Raw genomic sequence first — 22,176 nt, forward strand, 5'->3', positions numbered from 1 at the left:
CGCGCGGATCCGTTGACCCGCGGCGCCCGACCCGCTGGACTCGGAGGGTGACCGACGCCGCCGCGCCCACCGCGTACCACCTCGAGCGCGCCTGGCTCGCGCTCGACGGCGAGGGGCCGCGCGTCCACGACGAGGTCGCCGTGACCGTGCGCGAGGGCCGCTTCGCGACGCTGCGTCCCGGCGCGCCGCGCGACCCGGGCGCCCACCACCTGCCCGGCCTCACCCTCCCCGGCCTCGCGAACACGCACTCGCACGCCTTCCACCGGGCCCTGCGCGGCCACGCGCAGCACGAGGGCGGCACGTTCTGGACGTGGCGCACCCGCATGTACGCCCTGGCGCGGCGCCTCGACCCCGCCTCCTACGGTCGTCTGGCCCGCGCGGTGTTCCGCGAGCTCGTCGCGTCGGGCGCGACGAGCGTGGGCGAGTTCCACTACGTGCACCACCGCCCCGACGGCAGCGGGTACGCGGACCCCGAGGGCGGGCCGAACGCGATGGCGCACGCCGTCGTCGCCGCCGCCCGCGAGGTCGGGCTGCGGATCACGCTGCTCGACACCTGTTACCTGGCCGCCGGGTTCGGCGAGCCCGCCCGTGACGCGCAGGTGCGCTTCGACGACGGCTCGGCCGCCGCGTGGTGGGCCCGGACCAGCCGGCTGCGCGAGGAGCTCGAGGGCGTCGACGGCGTGCGCGTCGGGGCCGCGCTGCACTCCGTGCGGGCCGTGCCCCCCGAGGCCCTGGCGGCCCTCGCCGGGCTCGGCGTGGGTCACGACGACCTGCCGCTGCACGTGCACGTCTCGGAGCAGCCGGCCGAGAACGAGGCGTGCCTGGCCGCCACCGGCCGCACCCCGACCGCCCTGCTCGACGACCACGGGCTGCTGGGGACGGCCACCACGCTCGTGCACGCCACCCACCTCACCGCCGACGACGTGGCGCGGATCGGGCGGGCCGGGGCGTACGTCTCGTTCTGCCCCACCACCGAGCGCGACCTCGGCGACGGGATCGGGCCCGCCCGCGCGCTCGCCGACGCGGGCGCGCGGCTCACGCTGGGCAGCGACAGCCACGCGGTGGTCGACCCGTTCGAGGAGATGCGCGCCGTCGAGCTGCACGAGCGCCTCGCCAGCCTGCGGCGTGGCCGCCTCGACGCCGCGGACCTGCTGCACGCGGCCACCGTCGACGGCCACGCGAGCCTGGGAGTGCCGGACGCCGGCCGGATCGCGGTGGGCGGGCGCGCCGACCTCGTCACCCTCGACACGGCCTCGCCACGCACCGCGGGCACCGGCGCCGACGAGCACACGGCCGTCTTCGCGGCCACCGCCGCCGACGTCGGGCACGTGGTCGTCGACGGTGTCGTGCGGCACCGGGCCGTGGACGCACGCGACGTGGGCCGCGCGCTGGAGAGGGCCGTGGCGGAGGTCCTGGCGGAGGTCACGGCCGAGGTCACGGCGGAGGTCCCGGCATGAGCAGCACCCTGGTCACGAACGTCGGCGAGCTGCTCACCGGTCGGCTGCCCGGGGAGGACGGCCCTGCGGTCATCACCGACGCGGCGATCGTCCTCGACGGCGACCGGGTCGCGTGGGTCGGCCCCGCCGCGGCGGCCACCGGCGCCGCGCGCGCCGCGGACACCCACGTGGACGCGGGCGGTCGGGCCGTCGTGCCCGGCTTCGTCGACTCCCACAGCCACCTCGTCTTCGCTGGCGACCGGGCGGCGGAGTTCACGGCGCGGATGGCGGGGGAGGCGTACGCCGCCGGAGGGATCCGCACCACCGTCGCGGCCACCCGGGCCGCCACCGACGAGCTGCTCCTGGCGGGCGCCCGGCGGCTGGTCGCCGAGATGCTGCGGCAGGGCACGACGACGGTCGAGGTGAAGTCGGGCTACGGCCTGACGGTGCGCGACGAGGCCCGCAGCCTCGCCGTGGCCGCGCAGGTCACCGACGAGGTCACCTACCTGGGGGCCCACGTCGTGCCGGACGGCCCCGACGGCCCGGGCGACCCCGACGCGTACGTCGACCTCGTCGTCGGCCCCATGCTCGACGCCTGCGCGCCGCACGCGCGCTGGATCGACGCGTTCTGCGAGACCGGCGCCTTCGACGTCGACCAGGCCCGCACCGTGCTCGCCGCGGGGGCCGCCCGCGGTCTGCGGGGCCGGCTGCACGCCAACCAGCTCGGCCCCGGGCCCGGGGTGCGGCTGGCCTGCGAGCTCGGGCTCGTCGCGGTCGACCACTGCACCTACCTCGACGACGCCGACGTCGCGGCGCTCGCCGACTCCGGCACCGTCGCGACCCTGCTGCCCGGGGTCGAGTTCTCGACGCGGCACCCCTACCCGGACGCCCGCCGCCTGCTCGACGCCGGGGTACGCGTCGCGCTGGCCTCCGACTGCAACCCCGGCTCGAGCTTCACCAGCTCGATGCCGTTCTGCGTCGCGCTCGCGGTCCGCGAGCTGGGGATGACCCCGACGGAGGCGGTCACGGCGGCGACGCGCGGCGGGGCCGACGCCCTCGGCCGCGACGACGTCGGCGTCCTCGAGCCCGGTCGCCGGGCCGACCTCGTCCTGCTCGACGCACCCGGCCACGCGCACCTCGCGTACCGACCCGGGGTGCCGCTCGTGGCCGGCGTGTGGCGCGCCGGGAGGCCGCTGGTGGGCGCCGTCGGCTGAGTTTCGGGGCTGAGGTCGCGTGACCCGCGCCACGTCGCCTGAGGTGGTCCGCGGACGGTTCGGGAGGAGATAGGGCAGCTACCTCATGTGCCCGCCTACCTCAGGTGCGCAGGGTGGACGACGAGGCTCCGGTCAGGAGTCCGTCGATCACCGGAGGCCACCATGTTCCCCAGCACCGAGTCCCTGCTCGCCGAGACCCGCTACCGCGCCGAGAAGGTGCGCCGCTCCTACCCCGCCGCGCCGCAGCGCCGCACCGACGGCGAGAGCCGCCGCCGCAAGGTCCGCTGAGCCCGACCACGGCCACGACCACGACCGCGACCCACCGGACTCCGACGAGCGCGATGTCGGTCCCGTCCGCGATCATGGACGCCGTGGTGGTCTCGCACGGCTCTCGGATGGTCGGGCGCGACGCGGAGCTCGAGGAGCTGGCGTCGTGGCTCGGGGTCGCCGCCGCCCCCGCCCAGCCCGCGGAGCCCGCCGAGCCCGCGCCGGTCGTGGGCCCCCCGCCGGCCGTGCTGCTCGCCGGTGACGCCGGGGTCGGCAAGACCCGGCTGATGATCGCCCTGCGCGACCGCGCCGTCGCGGCCGGCTGGCGCGTGGACGCCGGCCACTGCCTCGACTTCGCGGACTCCGCGCTGCCCTACCTGCCGTTCTCGGAGATCCTGGGCCGGCTCGAGCGCGACCTGCCCGAGGTCGTCGACGCCGTCGTCGCGACCCACCCCGCGCTGGCCCGCCTGCAGCCCGGCCGCCGCCTGCGCACCGGCGAGACCGAGGACCCGGCCGTCCTGGCCCGCGGCGACCTGCTGCCGGCGCTGCACGCCCTGCTCGAGGCGGTCGCCGAGCACGGGCCCTACCTGGTGGTGGTCGAGGACGCCCACTGGGCCGACCAGGCCACCCGCGACCTGCTGTCCTTCCTCTTCACCCGCCCGCTGGCCGGCCGGGTCGCCCTGCTCGTCTCCTACCGCTCCGACGACCTGCACCGGCGCCACCCGCTGCGCCGCCAGGTCGCCGGCTGGGCGCGCACGGACGGTGTCCGGCGCCTGCAGCTGGAGCCGCTCGCCCCGCGCGACCTGCGCAAGCTGGTCCGCGACCTCGCCCGCCGCCGGGCCGGCGGCCAGCGCTCGGGGCGGCTGACCGAGGCCGAGATCGCCGCCATCGTCGACCGCGCCGACGGCAACGCCTTCTTCGCCGAGGAGCTGGTCGCCGCCGCGCGCGCCGAGGGCGACGTGCTGCCCGAGGACCTGGCCGACCTGCTGCTGGTGCGCCTCGACCTGCTGGAGGACGACGCGACCCAGGTCGTGCGCGCGGCCTCCGCCTCCGGCCGCCGGGTCAGCCACGCCCTGCTCGCCGAGGCCTCCAGCCTGACCCCGGACCGCCTGGAGCAGGCGCTGCGGCACGCCGTCGAGATGAACGTGCTCGAGCCGCGGTCGGGGGAGGCGTACGTCTTCCGCCACGCCCTGCTCGGCGAGGCCGTCTACGACGACCTGCTGCCGGGTGAGCGGGTACGCCTGCACGCGGCGTACACGGCCGCCATCGTCGAGGGCCGCGCCCCCGGCTCGGCGGCGGAGCTGGCCCGCCACGCGCGGCTGGCGCAGGACCCCGCGACCGCCCTGCGGGCCGGGATCGAGGCCGGGGGGGACGCGATGCGGGTCGGCGCGCCCGACGAGGCCGCGCAGCACTACCAGCACGCGCTGGCGCTCGTCGGCGCCCCGGGCACCGAGGAGGTGGGGCTGGCCGCGCTCGCCGACCTGGTCCGGCGCACCTGCGACGCGCTCATCGCGGCCGGCCACCCCGAGCGCGGCGCCGCCGTCGTGCGCGAGCGGCTCGACGCGCTGCCCGAGGACGCCCCGGGCCCGGTCCGCGGCGACCTGCTCACCTCCCTGGCCACGGCGCTGGGGATGACCGACACGGCGGAGCGGCTGTCGGCGTACACCGCCGAGGCCGTCGAGCTGACCGCGGAGGCGCCGGCGGCGGTGCGGGTGCGCGCACTGTCGTTCCACGCCCGTGCGCTCGTCAGCGAGGGCGACGCCGACCAGGCGCGGGCCGTCGCGCTCGACGCGCTCGGCCTGGCCGAGAAGCACGACCTGCCGCGCCTGGCCAGCGACGCCCTGGCCACCCTGGTCGGTCTCGAGCGGCACGGTCCGGTCGAGGAGGTGACGCGCTCGCTGGAGGACGTCGTGCGCCGCGCCCGCGCCGCGCGCGCCGTCAACGCCGAGCTGCGCGCCCTCTACTTCCTCGGCGTCCTGCACCTCGACCGCGCCGAGCACGACCTGGCGGCCGACGCCTTCGCGCGCGGGGTGCGCCGCGGCGCCGCGGCCGGCACGCCGTGGGCGCCCTACGCCTTCGACAGCCGCTTCCAGCTGGCGCGGGTCGCGATGGAGCGCGGCGACTGGCCGATGGTCCGCGACCTCACCGACATGGCGGGCCAGGCGCCACCGCCGATCAACGAGGCGATGCTGCTGACCCTGCGGGCGCGGCTCGCCGCTGCCCAGGGCGAGCCGGACGCGCTCGCGCAGGCGCGGGCCCTGCGCGCCTGGTGGACCTCGGAGGGGCTCGTCGCGATCGGCGGCGCGACCGCCGAGCTGACGATCGCCGAGCGCGAGCTCGACGTGGAGGCCGCGCTCGCGGTCTACGACGACGTGGTGCGCTCCGCGACCGTGACCTGGCGGGAGTACTTCCAGGCCCGCCTGCGCCTGGCCGCCCTGACCCTCGGGGTCCTGGCCTCCGCGGCGCAGGCCGGCGCCGGGCGCGGGCTGGGCGAGGAGGACCGCGCCCGGCTCGCGCCGCGCGCCGAGCAGCTGTGGGAGGACGGTCGCCGCGTGCTGGCCGACGTGCGCGAGTCGGGCCTGCCCTTCGGGCCGGAGGGCAGCGCGTGGGAGGCGCGGCTCGGCGCGGAGTGGCTGCGGTGGCGCTGGGCCGCCGACCTCCAGCCGCCGGCGGCCGACGACCTGGTCGCCGCGTGGCGGGCGGCCGCCGAGACGGTCGAGCAGGCCGGGGACCGGGCGCTGCTCGCGCAGGTACGCACCGAGCTCGCCGTGGTCCTGCGCGCCGCGGGCCGCGCCGAGGAGGCCCGAGAGGTCGCGACCGCGGTGCGACGCACGGCCGAGCTGCTCGGGCTCACGCCGCTGCTGGGTCGGCTGGGTTCCGGGACCCGCCCGGCACCGACCGGTGGCGCCGCGACGTCGGCCGCGCTGACCCCGCGCGAGCGCGAGATCCTCCGGCTCGTCGCGCAGGGCCGGTCCAACGGCGAGATCGCCCGACAGCTGTTCATCAGCGTCAAGACCGTCTCGGTGCACGTCTCGAACATCCTCGGCAAGCTGGGCGCCGCCGGGCGCACCGAGGCGGCCGCGATCGCCCGCGAGCGCGCGCTGCTGTGACCCGGCCGAGGGGGTCGGGGGCGGGGGGTGTTTGTCGCCCGCCGCGCTGGCGACCACAATGGCCCGACGCGGGCACCGGCCCGCGCACCCGTCCGTGCACCGCACGGGCGGCCGAGGACGACGGGAGTCGACACGGTGGTGGATGAGGCGGAGGACCGGCCGGTCCTGGTCGGTGCGATCGCCCTCGTGGGCGTGAGCCTCGTGATCGGCCTGATCGTCGCGCTCGTCGTGCTCGGCGGCACCCGGGTCGCAGGCCTCGGTGGCGGGAGCGGCGGCGGTGGGGGCGGCTCCGCGGTGGAGCCCACCATGACGCTGCCGCCGATCACGGAGACCGAGCTCCCGGCCTCCACGATCAGCCTCGTGCCCGAGGACACCGAGGGCGGGGACGAGTCCGCCCCGGCCGAGCCGAGCGAGACCGAGACGACCACGGAGGCCGCCGACCCCTCGATCACGCTGCAGGTCGGCTCGACCAGCGCCGGCTCGATGGAGCGCATCGACGTCTCCGGGATCTACACCGGCGGCGACGGCGCCGTGCTGTCCATCCAGCGCCTCACCGACGGAACCTGGAACGACATCGCCTCGAACGCGGCCGTCTCCAACGAGCTGTTCAGCACGTACATCGCCCTCGGTCGCCCCGGGGAGAACACCATCCGGGCCTACGACTCCGCCGCGGAGCTCGCCTCGAACGAGGTCGTCGTCACCATCGGCTGACCGGCCCGCCCGGCCACTCTCCGCCCCGTCTCCGGACGGACGCGCCCGGGCCGCCGCGAGAGAACGCGGACGACGCGCGAGAAAACGCGGACCGACCCGCGCCGGCGCGGCCGGATCGTCCGCGTTTTCTGGTGGCCGGTCCGGGTTCCTCCTGTGCGGGTCGCTCTCGCGGCGGACCTCCGCCGCCCGGACCGCCCTCGGCCGCCCTCGACCGCCCTCGACGAGTTCGGCCGAGCACGACCGAGCACGACCGAGCACGACCGAGCTACCCCCGAGAAAACGCGGACGACGGCGAAGAAAACGCGGACCGGCCATGACCGGCCTGCCCGGATCGTCCGCGTTTCCTGGTAGCCGGTCCGCGTTTTCCGCCAGAGGCGACAAGGTGCCGCCGGGTGGGAATGGCATCGCCACCACCTGCGTTGAGCCGTACGAACAAAGTTGAGCGGATGAGACTCAGGTAACTTGTCCGAACCGCTCCGGCGCCGCACCATGGGAACCACGCTCGGCGTCGGGCGGGACGGGACCCCCTGGTCCGTCCGCCGACGCAGACCCGCAGGCAGCACAGACCCGAACACGCCACAGGAGGCAGCAGCATGGCTCGCGCAGTCGGAATCGATCTCGGCACCACCAACTCGGTCGTCGCGGTGCTCGAGGGTGGTGAGCCCACCGTCATCGCGAACGCGGAGGGTGCCCGCACGACCCCCTCGGTCGTCGCGTTCTCCAAGTCCGGCGAGGTCCTCGTCGGCGAGGTCGCCAAGCGTCAGGCGGTCACGAACGTCGACCGCACCATCCGGTCGGTCAAGCGCCACATGGGCACGGACTGGAAGACGTCGATCGACGACAAGTCGTTCACGTCGCAGCAGATCAGCGCCTTCGTGCTGCAGAAGCTGAAGCGCGACGCGGAGGCGTACCTCGGCGAGACCGTCACCGACGCGGTGATCACGGTCCCGGCGTACTTCTCCGACGCCCAGCGCCAGGCGACCAAGGAGGCCGGCGAGATCGCGGGCCTCAACGTCTCGCGCATCGTCAACGAGCCCACGGCGGCCGCGCTCGCCTACGGCCTCGACAAGGGCGACGACCAGACGATCCTCGTCTTCGACCTCGGTGGCGGCACGTTCGACGTCTCGCTGCTGGAGATCGGTGAGGGCGTCGTCGAGGTGAAGGCCACCTCGGGCGACAACGAGCTCGGTGGTGACGACTGGGACAAGCGCATCGTCGAGTGGATGGTCAAGAAGTTCAAGGACGCGAACGGCGTCGACCTGGCCGCCGACAAGATCGCCGCGCAGCGCCTCCAGGAGGCCGCGGAGAAGGCGAAGATCGAGCTGTCCTCCTCGAGCGAGACCACGATCCACCTGCCCTACATCACCCACGGCGAGTCGGGCCCGCTGCACTTCGAGGAGAAGCTGACCCGCGGCGAGTTCCAGCGGATCACCTCCGACCTGCTCGACCGCACCAAGGCGCCGTTCCAGCAGGTGCTCAAGGACGGCGGCGTCGCGGTCTCCGCGATCGACCACGTCGTGCTCGTCGGCGGCTCGACCCGCATGCCGGCCGTGCCGGAGCTCGTCAAGGAGCTGCTCGGCGGCAAGGAGCCCAACAAGGGCGTCAACCCCGACGAGGTCGTCGCGCTGGGTGCCGCGCTGCAGGCCGGCGTGCTCAAGGGCGAGGTCAAGGACGTCCTGCTCCTCGACGTCACCCCGCTGAGCCTCGGCATCGAGACCAAGGGCGGCATCATGACCACCCTGATCGAGCGCAACACGACGATCCCGACCAAGCGCAGCGAGATCTTCACGACCGCCGACGACAACCAGCCGTCGGTCGAGATCAAGGTCGCCCAGGGCGAGCGCCAGATCTGGTCGCAGAACCAGCCGCTGGGCAACTTCGAGCTCACCGGCCTGCCGCCGGCGCCGCGCAGCGTGCCGAAGATCGAGGTCACCTTCGACATCGACGCCAACGGCATCGTGCACGTCTCGGCGAAGGACCAGGCCTCCGGTCGCGAGCAGTCGATGACGATCTCCGGCGGCTCGGCGCTCGGTAAGGACGAGATCGACCGCATGGTCAAGGAGGCGGAGCAGTACGCCGAGGAGGACGCCCAGCGTCGCGCCGCGGTCGAGGCCCGCAACACCGCGGAGCAGCTCGTCTACACGACCGAGAAGTTCCTCTCGGAGAACGCCGACAAGCTGCCCGAGGACGTCAAGACCGAGGTCCAGGCCGACGTCGACGCGCTCAAGGAGACCCTGGCGAACGCCGAGGCGACCTCCGAGGAGATCGAGGCCGGCGTGCAGAAGCTCAACGCCTCGAGCCAGAAGATGGGCGCCGCGCTGTACGCCCAGGCGGAGGCCGACCAGTCGGCCGCCGGGGGCTCGACGGGCTCGACGGGCGAGGCCGACGACGACGTCGTCGACGCCGAGATCGTCGACGAGACGGACGCGCCCGAGGGTGAGCAGAAGTGACGGCTGACCAGCCGCGCGACGAGCGCTCGCCCGCCGACGAGCCGACCGGTGCGGTCGGTGACGCGGAGGACGTGCACGAGCGCACCGAGTCGACCGCCGTCGGCGGCGCGGAGGCAGGGTCCGACCCGGCCCCCGCGCCCGCCGAGGGGTCCGACGAGGGGGCCGACGACGCCGAGGGCCGGGCCGCGTCCGACGAGCTCGCGGTGACGCAGATGGAGCTCGCCGAGCGCACGGCGGACCTGCAGCGTCTCCAGGCCGAGTTCGTCAACTACAAGCGGCGCGTCGAGCGCGATCGCGACATGCTCGCGCAGAACGCGGCGTACAAGGTGCTCGCGCCCGTCATCGACGTGCTCGACACCATCGACCGGGCCCGCGAGCACGGTCCGCTCGAGGGCGGCTTCAAGGCCGTGGCCGACCAGCTGGAGCGCGTGGTCGGGGCGCAGGGGCTGACCCGGTTCGGCGAGCCGGGCGACGCCTTCGACCCCAACCTGCACGAGGCGCTCTCGCACCTGGGCCAGGACCCCGACGTCAGCGTGCAGACCGTCAAGGTGGTGGCCAAGGGCGGCTACCGCTTCGGCGACCGCGTCGTGCGCGCGGCGCAGGTGCTGGTGGTCGACCCCGCCGACGGCTGAGCGGGTACGCCGGGTCGGCGCGGCCGCCGCGCCGCGCCGGCCCGGCGCCAGCAGCACGGACGAAGAGACGATCGAGGAGAGGGAGGTGCACGGGTGAGCAACGCCGACTGGGCGACGAAGGACTTCTACAAGGTGCTGGGCGTCGGCAAGGACGCCTCGGCCGACGACATCAAGAAGGCGTACCGCAAGCTCGCGCGCGCCAACCACCCCGACTCCAACCCCGGGGACACCGCGAAGCACGACCGCTTCAAGCAGGTCGCCGAGGCCTACGACGTCATCGGTGACCCGGCGAAGCGCAAGCAGTACGACGAGATCCGCTCCGCCCCGCAGTTCGGCGGCGGCTTCGGCGGAGGCGGCGGAGGCGGTGGCTTCGGCGGCTTCGACCTCTCCGACCTGCTGCGCGACCGCGCCGGCCAGGGCGGCGGCGCCGGTGGCGGTGGCGGCCTGGGCGACATGTTCGGCGACCTCTTCGGCGGCTCGCGCCGCTCGTCGCGACCCCGGGCCACCAAGGGCGCCGACGTCGAGTCGTCCGTGACGATCGGGTTCACCGACGGCCTCGAGGGCGTGACCATCCCGCTGCGCCTGAGCAGCGAGGCCGCGTGCCCGACGTGCCGCGGCACGGGCGGCAAGCCCGGCACGAAGCCGCACATCTGCACCGAGTGCGAGGGCGCGGGCTACGTGACCTCCTCGGTCGGCGGCGCCTTCTCGATGAACGAGACCTGCCCGGCCTGCCACGGCCGCCAGCTCGTCTACGACGACCCGTGCCCGACGTGCCTGGGCTCCGGTCGCGGCACCTCCGCGCGCACGATCCAGGCGCGGATCCCCGCCGGCGTCAAGGACGGCCAGCGGATCCGGCTGAAGGGCAAGGGCGCGCCCGGCGAGAACGGCGGCCCGGCCGGCGACCTCTTCGTGACGGTGAAGGTGTCCCCGCACCGCGTGTTCTCGCGCAAGGACGACAACCTCACCATCGACGTGCCGGTCGGCTTCGACGAGCTGGCCCTGGGCGCGGAGGTCAAGGTCCCCACGCTGGGCGGCGCTCCCGTGACGCTGCGGATCCCGGCGGGCACGCCCAACGGGCGTACCTTCCGCGTCCGCGGCAAGGGCGCACGTCGCGCCGACGGCACGACCGGCGACCTGCTCGCCACGGTCGAGGTCCAGGTGCCGGCGTCGCTCGACCCGGCCGCGCGCGAGGCCGTCGAGAACTACCGGGCCGCCGTGGCCGGGAAGCCGCTGCGCGCCGGTCTGTTCGAGGAGGCGTGATGGCGGGCCCGCGGCGCACCCCGCCGGGCCCTCCCGACCCCGACGCCGCCGTCTTCGTGATCTCGGTGGCCGCCGAGCTGACGGGGCTGCACCCGCAGACGCTGCGGGCGTACGAGCGGATGGGGCTGATCACCCCCGGCCGCACCGGTGGCGGTGGGCGGCGCTACTCCGCCCGTGACGTCGACCGGCTGCGCGACATCGCGGACCTGACGGCCGCGGGCACCGGCATCGAGGGCGTGCGCCGCATCCTCGAGCTGGAGAACCAGCTCACGGCCCTGCGCCAGCGCAACGAGGAGCTGCAGGCCGAGGTCGGCTCCCTGCGCGACGCGCTGCGGCAGGCGGCCGCGGCCCCACGGCGTACGCCCGGGGCCCCCGCGCCCCGGTCGGCCAACCTGCCCGTCCTGCGCGGCCCCGAGCCGGGCCAGTCCGTCGTGGTCTGGCGGCGCAACCGCGGCTGAGATCGTTCCCTGACACCGTGTGCGACCGGGCGGTAACGTTCGCGCCGGGGAGTGAGCGAGGGCACAGCGGCGCAGCCGCGACGACGCGAGGCGGTGGGTCGACTGCTCGAGGCAGTGCAGGAGTGGGTGCGCGACTACCTCGCCCACATGGACTGGGTGCACTTCTGGTCCATCCCGGTGTTCACGGCCGTCGTCGGCTGGCTGATCAACTGGTCCGGCCTGTGGATGCTCTTCTCCCCGGTGCACTTCCACGGGTTCCGCGTGCCGGGGCTCAAGGAGATCGCGACCGCCGGCCCCCGCAAGGTCCAGGAGATCCCCGGGTTCCTCTCCGGCGGCCTCGGCTGGCAGGGGATCGTGCCCGCGCGCGCCGGGAAGATGGGCAGCATCGCGGTCGACAAGGCCATCGCGAAGCTCGGCACGCCGGCGGAGTTCTACCAGGAGCTCGAGCCGGACAAGATCGGTGAGCACATCGTGGAGATGTTCTCCCCGGAGCTGCCCGAGCTCGTCGAGTCGGTGATGCGCAAGGAGCACCCGGCCCTGTGGCGCGACCTGCCGCGACCGGTCCGCGTCGCCGTGGTCGAGCGGGTGCAGGCCCAGCTGCCCACCGTGGTGCGCCGCGTGACCACCGAGATCGGCATCCACATCGACCAGCTGCTCGACCCGAAGCTGATGGTCATCGACAACTTCGAGAAGAACCCCGGCCTCGTCGTGCGGATCTTCCGCGACTTCGGCGCCCGCGAGCTGCGGCTGATGGTGCTGTTCGGGTTCGTCTTCGGCTTCCTGCTCGGCATCCCGGTCGCGATCATCGACCACGCGTTCGGGCAGTGGTGGGCGCTGCCGGTGATGGGCGTGGTGGTCGGCTGGACCACGAACCTGCTCGGCATGTGGCTGATCTTCGACCCGCCCGAGCCGCGCCGGATCGGGCCCTTCACGCTGCAGGGCCTCTTCCCGCGGCGCCAGGCGGAGGCGGCGGAGGTGTACGCCCAGCACATCGCCGACGACGTCATCACCCTGGAGAAGATCGGCGACTTCCTGCTCAACGGCCCCCGCGGCGACCGGACCCGGCAGATGCTGGCCACGGCGCTGCGGCCCGCGATCGACGGGGCGATCGGCCCGGCCAAGGGCGCCGTGCGCGTCGCCGTCGGCGCCCGACGCTTCGACACGATCAAGGACACCGTCGCGCTCGAGGCGGTCGGCCGCACGATGCGTCCGTTCCAGGACCCCGAGTTCAGCGCCCAGCAGTCGACGAAGATCCGTTCGCTGATCGCGCAGCGCTGCAAGGAGCTGCCGCCGCGCGACTTCGTCGAGATGATGCGCGCCGCCATCAAGGAGGACGAGTGGATGCTCTACGCCCACGGTGCGGTGATGGGGGCCGCAGGTGGTTTCCTGCACCTGTGGATCTTCGGGGTGGGCGGTAGATGAGTCGGAGCACGTCGTCGGGCGGCTGGGGACCGCCGCGCACCGAGCGGACCGCGTCGACCGGGGGCACCGGGGCCGCCGGGGCGCCGCCGCGCGCGCTGGAGGGGCGTACGCCTCGTCGCCCGCGGCTGCCGGTGCGGGTGCCGTCCTTCCTGCCCGCCGCCGTGGCCGACCGGATGCCCTCCGCGCTCGCGCCCGCGGTGGACGCGCTGCCCGGGCTGGCCCGGATCGCGGCGGCCACGGCGTACCACACCGCGGAGTGGGGCGTCGGCGCCTCGACCCGCACGGGACGCAAGATGCTGCGCGCCATGGTCGACCCCGCGGCGGCCGACGAGCTCTCGCGGGACCTGAACGAGGCGGCGGCCGTGGTCGCCGGGATCGCGCGCGGTGTCGCCTCCGGCCTGCCGCTGCCGCAGGCGGTCGAGCAGCTGCGCCTCGGGCTGGAGGACCGGGGCCCGGCGCCGGTGCCCGAGACCGGGGGGCCGACGCGGCGCGAGACCGAGCAGGAGCGGCTGCGGGCCAAGGGCGCCCGGCTGCTGGAGCAGTCGCGCGACGTGTGGCACCCGGAGACCGGGCACCCGGCGTACGAGCGGATCCTCGGCGAGCTCGCCCCCGACGAGGCGCGGATCCTGGTGCTGCTGCTCAAGGACGGGCCGCAGCCGTCGGTCGACGTGCGCACCGGTGGGCCGGTCGGGATGGTCAGCTCGCAGCTGGTGGCCCGCGGGCTCAACATGATCGGGGCGCGGGCGGGGCTGCGCTACGTCGACACGGTGCCGCAGTACCTCAACAACCTCTCGCGCCTCGGGCTCGTGTGGCAGTCGTCGGAGTCGCTGCAGGACCTGCTGCGCTACCAGGTCGTCGAGGCGCAGCCGGACGTGCTGGCCGCGATGCACTCCGTGAAGTTCCCCAAGGTGCTGCGCCGCAGCCTGCACCTGACGCCGTTCGGGGTCGACTTCGCCCGGATGTGCTTCGCCACCGAGGACGAGATGGGCGCCGGCGCCTTCCCCGCGCACCTCACCCCGCCGACGACGGCCGGCGAGCGCTCGGTGCCGCGGGAGTGACCCGGACGGGGGCTCAGGCCACCGGCAGCTGCACGGTGAACACGGCGCCGCCCTCGGGGTGGCGCCGGTAGGTCGCCGCGCCGCCCATCGCCTCGGCGAGGGTGCGCACGACGTAGAGACCCAGGCCGGTACCGGTCGCGACCGAGCCCTCGGGGCGCGAGAACTCGCGGAACAGGTGCGGCTCGAAGTCCTCGGCCACGCCCGGACCGCGGTCGACGACCTCGACCCGCACGGTGCGTCCGCCCCCGTCGCCGCGGACGACGACCTCGAACGGCGCGGCGCCGTAGCGGTGCGCGTTGCTGAGCAGGTTGCCGAGCATCTGCTCGAGCCGCAGGGCGTCCGCCCGCACGGCCGGCGCCTCCTCGATCCGCAGCGCGACGTCGGAGCGGTCGCCGAGCAGCTCGGTCACGAGTGCACCGAGGTCGACGTCGTGCAGGTCGACGTGGAGCGTGCCGCGGTGCACCTGGGTGGCGGTGAACAGGTCGGCGGTGACGCGGTCGAGCTGCGCCACCTGACGCTTGACCGACTGCAGCAGGTCCTCCCGGTCGTCACCGCTCAGCGAGTCCCGACCCCACGAGACCGCCTCGACCGCGCCGTCGATGACGGCGATCGGGCCGCGCAGCTCGTGGGCCGCGGTGGCGATGGCGCGGCGCAGCAGGCCGACGTCCTCCGCCGTCGAGTCCAGGTAGACCAGCAGCGTGCTGCCGACGCGGCGCAGCGTGGCGCGCACCGTGCCGGCGTCGACCAGAGCCTCGAACACGGCGTCCGGCTCGTGCCGGTGGGTCGAGACGTGGTGGGCCAGACCGGGGGCGGTCATCGACAGCAGCGAGCCGGTGGCCGGGTTGCCGCCGAGCAGCCGCCGGGCGACGGGGTTGGCCTCGCGCACCCGCGGCGAGGGCTCGTCCGTCACCTCGAGCACGCCGTAGGGCGCGTGCTGGACCGCCAGCCGGAACGCCTCGTCGCGCGACGGCCCGGCGCCGTCCCGGTCGCCGGCCTGCGGCGCGCTGCGCACCGGCCGGGCCGTCGCGTCGGTGAGCGCGCCCTCCTGCGAGACCGCCACGGGGCTGCTGGGTCGGTCGCTGAGGCCGCTGAGCTCCCGGACGTACGCCAGGATCGCGTGCAGCGAGGTGCCCTTCTGGATGTAGCCGTCGGCGCCGGCGGCGACCGCGCGGGCGGCCATCTGCGTCGCCCCGAACGCCGACATGGCGATGATCCTGGCCTCCGGCAGGCTGCGGCGCAGGGAGGGGAGGGCCTCCAGCCCGTCCATCACCGGCATCGCGATGTCGAGCAGCACGACGTCGGGACGGGTACGCCTCGCGACCTCGATGCCGGCGCGCCCGTCGGCCGCCTCGCCCACCACGTCGAACCCGCCGCGGGTCAGCATCAGGCGCAGCAGGTTGCGCAGGTCGGGGGTGTCGTCGACGACGATCACGCGGCTGGGCGCCGCCACGTCGGCGGGTGCGACGGCTGCGGCGGGTGCGACGGCGGGGTCGGAGGTGAGCATCGGAGCGGTCCGATCGGTGGGAGGGCGGCAGGTGCCCGAGAGGGTGCGCCCACGGTAGGGACGCACCGCCCCGTCGCGCCCCTGGTAGCCGACATCTTGCGGAAGGGTTGAGCCTGCTGGCGCGGGAACGAGCCTGAAGTTGAGGGGAACAGACTCAACTCTGCGTGCGTTGGGACAGGCGTACGAGGAGACTGGTCCCGCGACCACCGAGGTGAAGGAGAGAACGTCGATGAGTCAGTTCGGTGCCGACAGGTTCACGACCCGGGCCCGCGAGGCGATCGAGGTCGCCCAGGTCGCGGCCACCACCGCCGGCAACACGGCCACGGAGCCGGTGCACCTGCTGGTCGCGCTGCTGCGCGAGGACGGCACGGGCGAGGGCATCGTGCGCAGCATCGTCGAGAAGTCCGGCGTGGAGCCCTCCGTCCTGCTCGCCGCGGCGCAGCAGGCCGTGGAGGCGCTGCCCCGCGCCACCGGCGCCACCGTCGCGAAGCCCGCGGCCTCCGCCGCGACCACCCGCGTGCTCGCGAAGTCGATCGACCTGGCGGGCGCCATGAAGGACGACTACGTCGCCAGCGAGCACCTGCTCGTCTCGCTGTCCTCCGTCGAGAGCAGCGCCCAGCGGGTCCTCACCGACGCCGGCCTCACCACGCAGGGGCTCTCCGAGCAGCTGGTCGCGGTGCGCGGGTCGCGCCGGGTGACCAGCCAGGACGCCGAGTCGACCTACGAGGCGCTGGAGAAGTACTCCGTCGACCTCACCCGCGCCGCAGAAGAGGGTCGCCTCGACCCCGTGATCGGTCGCGACGCGGAGATCCGTCGCGTGATCCAGGTCCTGAGCCGGCGCACCAAGAACAACCCCGTCCTGATCGGCGAGCCCGGCGTCGGCAAGACCGCCGTCGTCGAGGGCCTCGCCCAGCGCATCGTCGACGGCGACGTGCCCGACTCGCTCAAGGGTCGCCGCCTGCTGAGCCTCGACCTGGCCGCGATGGTGGCCGGTGCGAAGTACCGCGGCGAGTTCGAGGAGCGGCTCAAGGCCGTCCTGGAGGAGATCAAGGATGCCGGCGGGCAGGTCATCACCTTCATCGACGAGCTGCACACCGTCGTCGGTGCCGGCGGTGGTGGCGACGGCTCGATGGACGCCGGCAACATGCTCAAGCCGATGCTGGCCCGCGGCGAGCTGCACATGGTCGGCGCGACGACCCTCGACGAGTTCCGCGAGCACGTCGAGAAGGACCCGGCCCTCGAGCGCCGCTTCCAGCAGGTCTTCGTGGGCGAGCCCAGCGTCGAGGACACCGTGCAGATCCTGCGCGGCATCCAGGAGAAGTACGAGGCGCACCACCGCGTGCGGATCACCGACGCCGCGCTCGTCGCGGCGGCCGCGCTCAGCGACCGCTACATCACCGGGCGCCAGCTGCCCGACAAGGCGATCGACCTCATCGACGAGGCCGCCAGCCGGCTGCGGATGGAGCACGAGTCCTCGCCCGAGGAGATCGACCAGCTGCGCCGCCTGGTGAACCGGCTCAAGATGGAGCAGTTCGCGCTGGAGAAGGAGAGCGACGAGGCCTCCGTCGACCGGCTCGGCCGGCTCGCGGCCGACCTGGCCGACCGCGAGGAGGAGCTGCGCGGCCTCGAGGCCCGCTGGGAGCGCGAGAAGCAGACGCTGGAGGGCGAGGGCGAGCTGCGCCGTCAGCTCGACCAGCTGCGGATCGAGAGCGAGCGGCTGCAGCGCGACGGCGACTACGAGAAGGCCAGCGAGCTGCTGTACGGCCGGATCCCGGAGCTCGAGGCCGAGATCGCGCGCGAGCTCGACATGGAGAAGGCGGACGCCGCCGAGGTGGAGCCCCTGGTGGGCGACGAGGTCGGGGCCGAGCAGATCGCCGACGTCGTCGAGGCGTGGACCGGCATCCCCACCGGTCGGCTGCTCGAGGGCGAGCAGTCCAAGCTGCTGCGGATGGAGGAGGTGATCGGCGAGCGGCTGATCGGTCAGCGCGCCGCCGTCACCGCCGTCAGCGACGCGGTGCGCCGCTCGCGGGCCGGCATCGCCGACCCCGACCGGCCCACGGGGTCCTTCCTGTTCCTCGGCCCGACCGGCACGGGCAAGACCGAGCTCGCGAAGTCGCTCGCGGACTTCCTGTTCGACGACGAGCGCGCCATCGTCCGCATCGACATGAGCGAGTACGCCGAGAAGCACGCGGTCTCGCGGCTCGTCGGGGCCCCGCCCGGGTACGTCGGCTACGACGAGGGCGGCCAGCTCACCGAGGCGGTGCGGCGGCGGCCGTACTCCGTCGTCCTGCTCGACGAGGTCGAGAAGGCGCACCCCGAGGTCTTCGACATCCTGCTGCAGGTGCTCGACGACGGTCGCCTGACCGACGGGCAGGGCCGCACGGTCGACTTCCGCAACACGCTGCTGATCCTGACCTCGAACCTCGGCGCCACCTACCTGGTCGACCCGACCCTCGAGCCGGAGCGCCGGCGCGAGCAGGTGATGGCAGTGGTGCGGGCGACGTTCAAGCCGGAGTTCCTCAACCGGCTCGACGAGGTCGTGCTGTTCGAGGCGCTGAGCAAGGAGGCGCTGCGCAGCATCGTCGACATCCAGCTCGGCCAGCTCGAGGAGCGGCTCGCCGTGCGGCGCATCCACCTCGCCGTCACCGACGAGGCGAAGGACTGGCTGGCCGACGCGGGCTTCGACCCCGCGTACGGCGCCCGGCCGCTGCGCCGCCTCGTGCAGAGCACGATCGGGGACCCGCTCGCCCGGCTGCTGATCGGCGGTGAGGTGGTCGACGGCGGCTCGGTGCGCATCGACGTGTCGCCCGAGGGCGACGGCCTGGCGCTCGCCGTCGACTGAGCCGGCGCCGTCGGGCCCGGGCCCGAGCGGGAAAACGCGGACCGGAGGACCCTCCGAGGGCCCTCCGGTCTGCGTTCTCCCGAGCCGGGTCCGCGTTTTCCCGCGTGCGGCCTCCGACGGGCTCGGGTGCGGTGCGGTGCGGTGCGGTGCGTCAGTCCACCGGGCGCGTGCTGCGCCGGTGGCGCTCCATGAGGTCGATGTAGACGGTCGCGTTGTGCTCCAGGATCAGCGCAGGCGTGCTGCCGGGCTCCACGGCGCCGGTCACCTTCGCGGGCGAGCCCTTGACCAGCATGCCGTCGGGCACGACCGTGCCCGGGGTGACGAGCGCGCCGGCGGCGACGAGCACGCCGGAGCCGATCACGGACTCGTCCAGCAGCACGGAGCCGTTGCCCACCAGCGAGCGCGTCCCGATCTCCCGACCGTGCACGACGCACCCGTGGGCGACGGTGCTGTGCGCACCGATGTGCAGGTGGCTGCCGGTACGCACGTGGAGCACCGAGTTGTCCTGCACGTTCGAGCCCTCCTCGATGACGATGGGGCCGACGTCGGCGCGCAGGACGGCGCCGTACCAGACGCTGACGCGCGGGCCGAGGCGCACGTCGCCGACCAGCGTCGCGGTCGGTGCGACCCACGCCTCGGGGTGGACGGTCGGGCGCACGCCCTCGAACTCGAACAGGCTCACAGGTGCTCCTCCGGGGGACGCGGACGGTTTCGATGCGCATGATGGAATGACGAGGTGACGTCTGCAACCGAACGCCGCCCTCCCCAGGTCACCTTCTCGTCGTGGCTGGTCGTCGGAGGATCCGTCGTCGTGGTGCTGGGCGCCTTCGAGGCGATGTCGGGGCTGCGGACGCTCGAGACCCGCGAGGCCATCGAGCGGTTCATCGCGGAGCCCCCCGGCAGCGGCCTCGGTCTCGGCTTCGAGGGCGCCCGCGAGCTGCGCCGCGTCTCGATCCTCGTGCTCGCGACCTGCGCCACCGCGGCCGCGATCCTCGGGTTCTTCGCGCTGCGCCGCGACCGGGTGGCCCGGATCGCGCTGTCGGTGCTCGCGCTGCCCATCTTCCTCGCCGGCTCCATCGCCGGCGGCTTCGCCTCCGCGGTCGTCACCGTCTCGATCGTGATGCTCTGGCTCGAGCCGGCCCGCAGCTGGTTCGCCGGACGTCCGCTGCCCGAGCGCTTCCGCCTGCCCAGCGAGGGCGGCGCGGGAGCGGCTCGTCGCCAGGACCGCGATGCTCCGCGCCCCCCGGACCGCGGCTCCGACCCGCAGCCCGGCCAGGGCCCCGGCCAGCCGTACGCCGGACCCGGCGCCCCGCAGCAGCCGTGGGGACCGCCGCAACCCGGCCAGTCCGGCCAGCACGGTGGCCAGCACGGCGGCCAGCAGCCGCAGCCGTACCACGGGTTCGGCGCCCCGGGCGCCCAGCCGTGGGCCGCGCAGGGCCGTCCCGGGGACCCTCGGGGTGCCGCCCCGGCGGACCGCCCCCGCTCGGTGCTGATGGCCTGCGTGGTCACCTGGATCGCCTCGGGCCTGGTCTCGCTGGTCCTGCTGCTGCAGGTGGTCGCCGTGGTCCTCGACCCCGACCTGATCCTCGACGAGGTGCGCCGCACGCAGCCGTCGCTCGTGGACCAGGGCATGACGACCGAACTGCTGGTCGGCTCGGCGGTGGTGACGTCGGTCGTCGGGCTGCTGTGGTGCGTCTCCGCGGTCGTGATCGCCGTCTTCGCACTGCGGCGCCACAACTGGGCGCGGGTCCTGCTCGCCGTCTCCGCCGGCGTCGCCGCCGGTCTGACGCTGGTGATGTCGGTGGTCGCTCCCTACCTCCTCGTCGTGGTGGTCGCCGGTGTCGCGACGGTCGTGGGGCTGACGCGCCCCGAGACGGGCCGCTGGTACGCCGCCGGCAGGTCGCCGCGATGACGGTCCCGCCCGAGCCCTGGAAGGACTCGGCGGGCGAGCCCGGTCCGTCGCCGGCCAACCCCTCCTGGAGCTGGGGACCCGGGCCCGCCGGACCGCCGCAGGCGCCGTCCACCCCCTGGGGCGCGCCGCCGCCGCAGGCTCCGCAGGCGTACCCGAGCAACCCCTACGGCGTGCCTGAGGTCGGCCCGAGCCGGCCCGGCACCGTGATCGCGGCCGCGGTGATCGCGATCGTGTGCTCCGCGCTGGCCGGGGTCCTGTCCGGTCTCGGCGCCTTCTTCTTCGGGCTCGTGGCGCTCAGCGTCATCGGCTCCGACGACGGCGGCACGGGCATGGCCGGTGCCTTCGGGGTCGCGTTCGGCGGCATGGCCCTGATCTGCCTGGCCTTCCTGGCCTGGTCGGTCGTCGCGATCGTGGCCGCGGCGTTCGCGCTCCGGGGCTCCCAGGCGGGCCGCTGGATCCTGTTCGGCAGCTCGGTCCTGGTCGCCGGCCCGGGCCTCGTGCTGGCGGTGATCGGGTTCGGCAGCAGCGTCGACCAGGGCGTGCTGCCGCTGGCGCTGACGGTGCTCGCGGGCATCACGGCCGTGCTGCTGGTGGTCGGCGGCGCCGGCCCCTGGTTCGCCGCGGGCGGCAACCGCAACCGCACGGGCGTGGGGGTCGTCGGCGGCTACGACTCCCGGGCGTACTGACGCTCAGCGCGCCAGCCGCGCCCCGGCCAGCCGGGCGAGCCCGTCGCGGATCACCGGCTCGTCCTTGCAGAACGCCCACCGCACGAGGTGGCGTCCCTCCTCCACGTCGTCGTAGAAACCCTGCGCGGGGATCGCGACGACCCCCGCCCGCTCGGGCAGCGTGGCGCAGAACGCCGCGCCGTCCTCCCAGCCGAGGTGGCCCACGTCGGTGAGCGTGAAGTAGGTGCCCTCCGGCACGCGCGGCGTCAGCCCGACGGCCGCCAGCCCCTCGCACAGCAGGTCGCGGCGCTGCTGCAGGTCGCGCGCGAGCGCGGCGGGGAAGGCGTCCTCGTGGTCGAGGGCGTACGCGGCGGCCGGCTGCAGCGGGGAGCCCGACGTGAACGTCGTCCACTGCTTCGCGGCCAGCAACGCGCCGACCAGGTGCGCGGGGCCCGTCGCCCAGCCGACCTTCCAGCCGGTCAGCGACCACGACTTGCCGAGGCTCGAGAGCGTCAGGGTGCGCTCGGCCATCCCCGGCAGGGTCGCGAGCGGGACGTGGCGGCGGCCGTCGAAGACCAGGTGCTCGTAGACCTCGTCGGTCACCACGAGCACGTCGTGGCGCACCGCGACCTCGGCGACGACCGCGAGCTCCTCGGGGGTGAGCACGGTGCCCGTGGGGTTGTGCGGCGAGTTGAGCAGGATGAGGCGGGTGCCGTCGTGCACGGCGGCGCGCAGCGCGTCCACGTCGAGCCGAAAGTCGGGCGCTCGCAGGGTGACGGGTCGGCGCACCGCGCCCACCACCTGCAGCATCGCGACGTAGGAGTCGTAGTACGGCTCCAGCAGCACGACCTCGTCGCCCGGGTCGACGAGCCCCAGCAGGGCGCAGGCGATGCCCTCGGTGGCCCCGGTCGTGACGACGACCTCGGTGGCCGGGTCGAGGTCGATGCCGTGGTGGCGCTGCTGGTGGCGCGCGACCGCCTCGCGCAGCTCCGGCACGCCGAGCCCGGGGGCGTACTGGTTGCGCCCCTGCGCCAGCGCCTCCCGCGCCCGGTCCAGCACGGCGGCGGGCCCGTCGGTGTCGGGGAAGCCCTGGCCCAGGTTCACCGACTCGGTGCGCAGTGCGAGGGCGGACATCGCGGAGAAGATGGTCGGCTCGATACCGTGGAGCCGGCGGGCGAGGTGCGCGGACATGCCCGCCACCCTACGAGCGGCGCGCGGGCGCGCAGGTGGAGCGG

The 22,176-nt window shown here is 74.6% G+C and carries 17 protein-coding genes; 14 read left to right on the forward strand and 3 right to left on the reverse strand.

Features of this window, described 5'->3' with window-relative positions:
* Positions 1 to 47 precede the first annotated feature (47 nt).
* From RDV89_RS19640 to RDV89_RS19690, 11 genes are all read left to right on the forward strand, one after another.
* Complete coding sequence (locus RDV89_RS19640) at positions 48 to 1,457, forward strand: formimidoylglutamate deiminase (protein ID WP_315735919.1); 1,410 nt, start codon at positions 48 to 50, stop codon at positions 1,455 to 1,457.
* A complete protein-coding gene (gene hutI, locus RDV89_RS19645) occupies positions 1,454 to 2,650 on the forward strand; it encodes an imidazolonepropionase (protein WP_315735920.1) in 1,197 nt (398 codons plus the stop codon). Before RDV89_RS19640 ends, hutI begins: the two co-directional genes overlap by 4 nt.
* 162 nt (positions 2,651 to 2,812) lie before the next feature.
* Positions 2,813 to 2,938: a hypothetical protein gene (locus RDV89_RS19650; protein WP_315735922.1), complete on the forward strand. Its 126-nt coding sequence runs from the start codon at positions 2,813 to 2,815 to the stop codon at positions 2,936 to 2,938.
* Between the two features lie 53 nt (positions 2,939 to 2,991).
* The gene (locus RDV89_RS19655) at positions 2,992 to 6,027 is read left to right on the forward strand and encodes a helix-turn-helix transcriptional regulator (RefSeq protein WP_315735924.1); all 3,036 of its coding nucleotides are present in this window, start codon (positions 2,992 to 2,994) and stop codon (positions 6,025 to 6,027) included.
* Between the two features lie 138 nt (positions 6,028 to 6,165).
* Positions 6,166 to 6,738, forward strand: a complete 573-nt coding sequence (locus RDV89_RS19660; RefSeq protein ID WP_315735926.1) for a hypothetical protein — start codon at positions 6,166 to 6,168, stop codon at positions 6,736 to 6,738.
* A 593-nt stretch (positions 6,739 to 7,331) separates the two neighbouring features.
* Complete coding sequence (gene dnaK, locus RDV89_RS19665) at positions 7,332 to 9,188, forward strand: molecular chaperone DnaK (RefSeq protein WP_315735928.1); 1,857 nt, start codon at positions 7,332 to 7,334, stop codon at positions 9,186 to 9,188.
* On the forward strand, positions 9,185 to 9,820 hold the full coding sequence (grpE, locus tag RDV89_RS19670) for a nucleotide exchange factor GrpE (protein ID WP_315735930.1): 636 nt from the start codon (positions 9,185 to 9,187) through the stop codon (positions 9,818 to 9,820). Before dnaK ends, grpE begins: the two co-directional genes overlap by 4 nt.
* A 93-nt stretch (positions 9,821 to 9,913) precedes the next feature.
* Positions 9,914 to 11,080 carry a molecular chaperone DnaJ gene (gene dnaJ / locus RDV89_RS19675; RefSeq protein WP_315735931.1) on the forward strand — a complete coding sequence of 389 codons (1,167 nt, stop codon included), beginning with the start codon at positions 9,914 to 9,916 and terminating at the stop codon, positions 11,078 to 11,080.
* Entirely contained in the window at positions 11,080 to 11,538 is a 459-nt protein-coding gene (locus tag RDV89_RS19680) for a heat shock protein transcriptional repressor HspR (protein ID WP_315735933.1), read from the forward strand. Before dnaJ ends, RDV89_RS19680 begins: the two co-directional genes overlap by 1 nt.
* A gap of 51 nt (positions 11,539 to 11,589) precedes the next feature.
* On the forward strand, positions 11,590 to 12,960 hold the full coding sequence (locus RDV89_RS19685; protein ID WP_315735935.1) for a DUF445 domain-containing protein: 1,371 nt from the start codon (positions 11,590 to 11,592) through the stop codon (positions 12,958 to 12,960).
* Positions 12,957 to 14,018 (forward strand): Abi-alpha family protein, encoded by a 1,062-nt coding sequence (locus RDV89_RS19690; RefSeq protein ID WP_315735937.1) that lies wholly within the window; start codon positions 12,957 to 12,959, stop codon positions 14,016 to 14,018. The genes RDV89_RS19685 and RDV89_RS19690 overlap by 4 nt, the downstream gene beginning before the upstream one ends.
* Before the next feature lie 13 nt (positions 14,019 to 14,031).
* Here the strand turns inward: RDV89_RS19690 and RDV89_RS19695 are convergent, their stop codons facing one another.
* The gene (locus RDV89_RS19695) at positions 14,032 to 15,522 is read right to left on the reverse strand and encodes a hybrid sensor histidine kinase/response regulator (protein ID WP_315735939.1); all 1,491 of its coding nucleotides are present in this window, start codon (positions 15,520 to 15,522) and stop codon (positions 14,032 to 14,034) included.
* Between the two features lie 229 nt (positions 15,523 to 15,751).
* On the opposite strand from RDV89_RS19695, the gene clpB reads away from it, so the two are divergent.
* Positions 15,752 to 18,364 (forward strand): ATP-dependent chaperone ClpB, encoded by a 2,613-nt coding sequence (clpB, locus tag RDV89_RS19700; protein ID WP_315735940.1) that lies wholly within the window; start codon positions 15,752 to 15,754, stop codon positions 18,362 to 18,364.
* Positions 18,365 to 18,515: 151 nt separating this feature from the next.
* Here the strand turns inward: clpB and RDV89_RS19705 are convergent, their stop codons facing one another.
* Positions 18,516 to 19,046, reverse strand: a complete 531-nt coding sequence (locus RDV89_RS19705) for a gamma carbonic anhydrase family protein (RefSeq protein WP_315735942.1) — start codon at positions 19,044 to 19,046, stop codon at positions 18,516 to 18,518.
* Between the two features lie 54 nt (positions 19,047 to 19,100).
* Here RDV89_RS19705 and RDV89_RS19710 point away from each other — a divergent pair, with 54 nt between their 5' ends.
* Together RDV89_RS19710 and RDV89_RS19715 are read left to right on the forward strand one after the other, a co-directional pair.
* Positions 19,101 to 20,276 carry a hypothetical protein gene (locus RDV89_RS19710; RefSeq protein ID WP_315735944.1) on the forward strand — a complete coding sequence of 392 codons (1,176 nt, stop codon included), beginning with the start codon at positions 19,101 to 19,103 and terminating at the stop codon, positions 20,274 to 20,276.
* Positions 20,273 to 20,962 (forward strand): hypothetical protein, encoded by a 690-nt coding sequence (locus tag RDV89_RS19715; protein ID WP_315735945.1) that lies wholly within the window; start codon positions 20,273 to 20,275, stop codon positions 20,960 to 20,962. The genes RDV89_RS19710 and RDV89_RS19715 overlap by 4 nt, the downstream gene beginning before the upstream one ends.
* A gap of 3 nt (positions 20,963 to 20,965) precedes the next feature.
* On the opposite strand, the gene RDV89_RS19720 is transcribed toward RDV89_RS19715, so the two are convergent.
* Positions 20,966 to 22,132 carry a pyridoxal phosphate-dependent aminotransferase gene (locus RDV89_RS19720; protein WP_315735947.1) on the reverse strand — a complete coding sequence of 389 codons (1,167 nt, stop codon included), beginning with the start codon at positions 22,130 to 22,132 and terminating at the stop codon, positions 20,966 to 20,968.
* Positions 22,133 to 22,176 lie beyond the last annotated feature (44 nt).

It is taken from the genome of Nocardioides imazamoxiresistens, assembly GCF_032378595.1.
In the GTDB taxonomy this organism is placed as follows: domain Bacteria; phylum Actinomycetota; class Actinomycetes; order Propionibacteriales; family Nocardioidaceae; genus Nocardioides; species Nocardioides imazamoxiresistens.

Bases quoted from the DNA above. Each gene is read 5' to 3' on its own strand.
- RDV89_RS19655 (WP_315735924.1), top strand. From the start codon at position 2,992: ATGTCGGTCCCGTCCGCGATCATGGACGCCGTGGTGGTCTCGCACGGC.
- RDV89_RS19695 (WP_315735939.1), bottom strand. From the start codon at position 15,522: ATGCTCACCTCCGACCCCGCCGTCGCACCCGCCGCAGCCGTCGCACCC.
- dnaK (WP_315735928.1), top strand. From the start codon at position 7,332: ATGGCTCGCGCAGTCGGAATCGATCTCGGCACCACCAACTCGGTCGTC.
- hutI (WP_315735920.1), top strand. From the start codon at position 1,454: ATGAGCAGCACCCTGGTCACGAACGTCGGCGAGCTGCTCACCGGTCGG.
- RDV89_RS19690 (WP_315735937.1), top strand. From the start codon at position 12,957: ATGAGTCGGAGCACGTCGTCGGGCGGCTGGGGACCGCCGCGCACCGAG.
- RDV89_RS19715 (WP_315735945.1), top strand. From the start codon at position 20,273: ATGACGGTCCCGCCCGAGCCCTGGAAGGACTCGGCGGGCGAGCCCGGT.
- clpB (WP_315735940.1), top strand. From the start codon at position 15,752: ATGAGTCAGTTCGGTGCCGACAGGTTCACGACCCGGGCCCGCGAGGCG.
- RDV89_RS19680 (WP_315735933.1), top strand. From the start codon at position 11,080: ATGGCGGGCCCGCGGCGCACCCCGCCGGGCCCTCCCGACCCCGACGCC.
- RDV89_RS19650 (WP_315735922.1), top strand. From the start codon at position 2,813: ATGTTCCCCAGCACCGAGTCCCTGCTCGCCGAGACCCGCTACCGCGCC.
- RDV89_RS19720 (WP_315735947.1), bottom strand. From the start codon at position 22,132: ATGTCCGCGCACCTCGCCCGCCGGCTCCACGGTATCGAGCCGACCATC.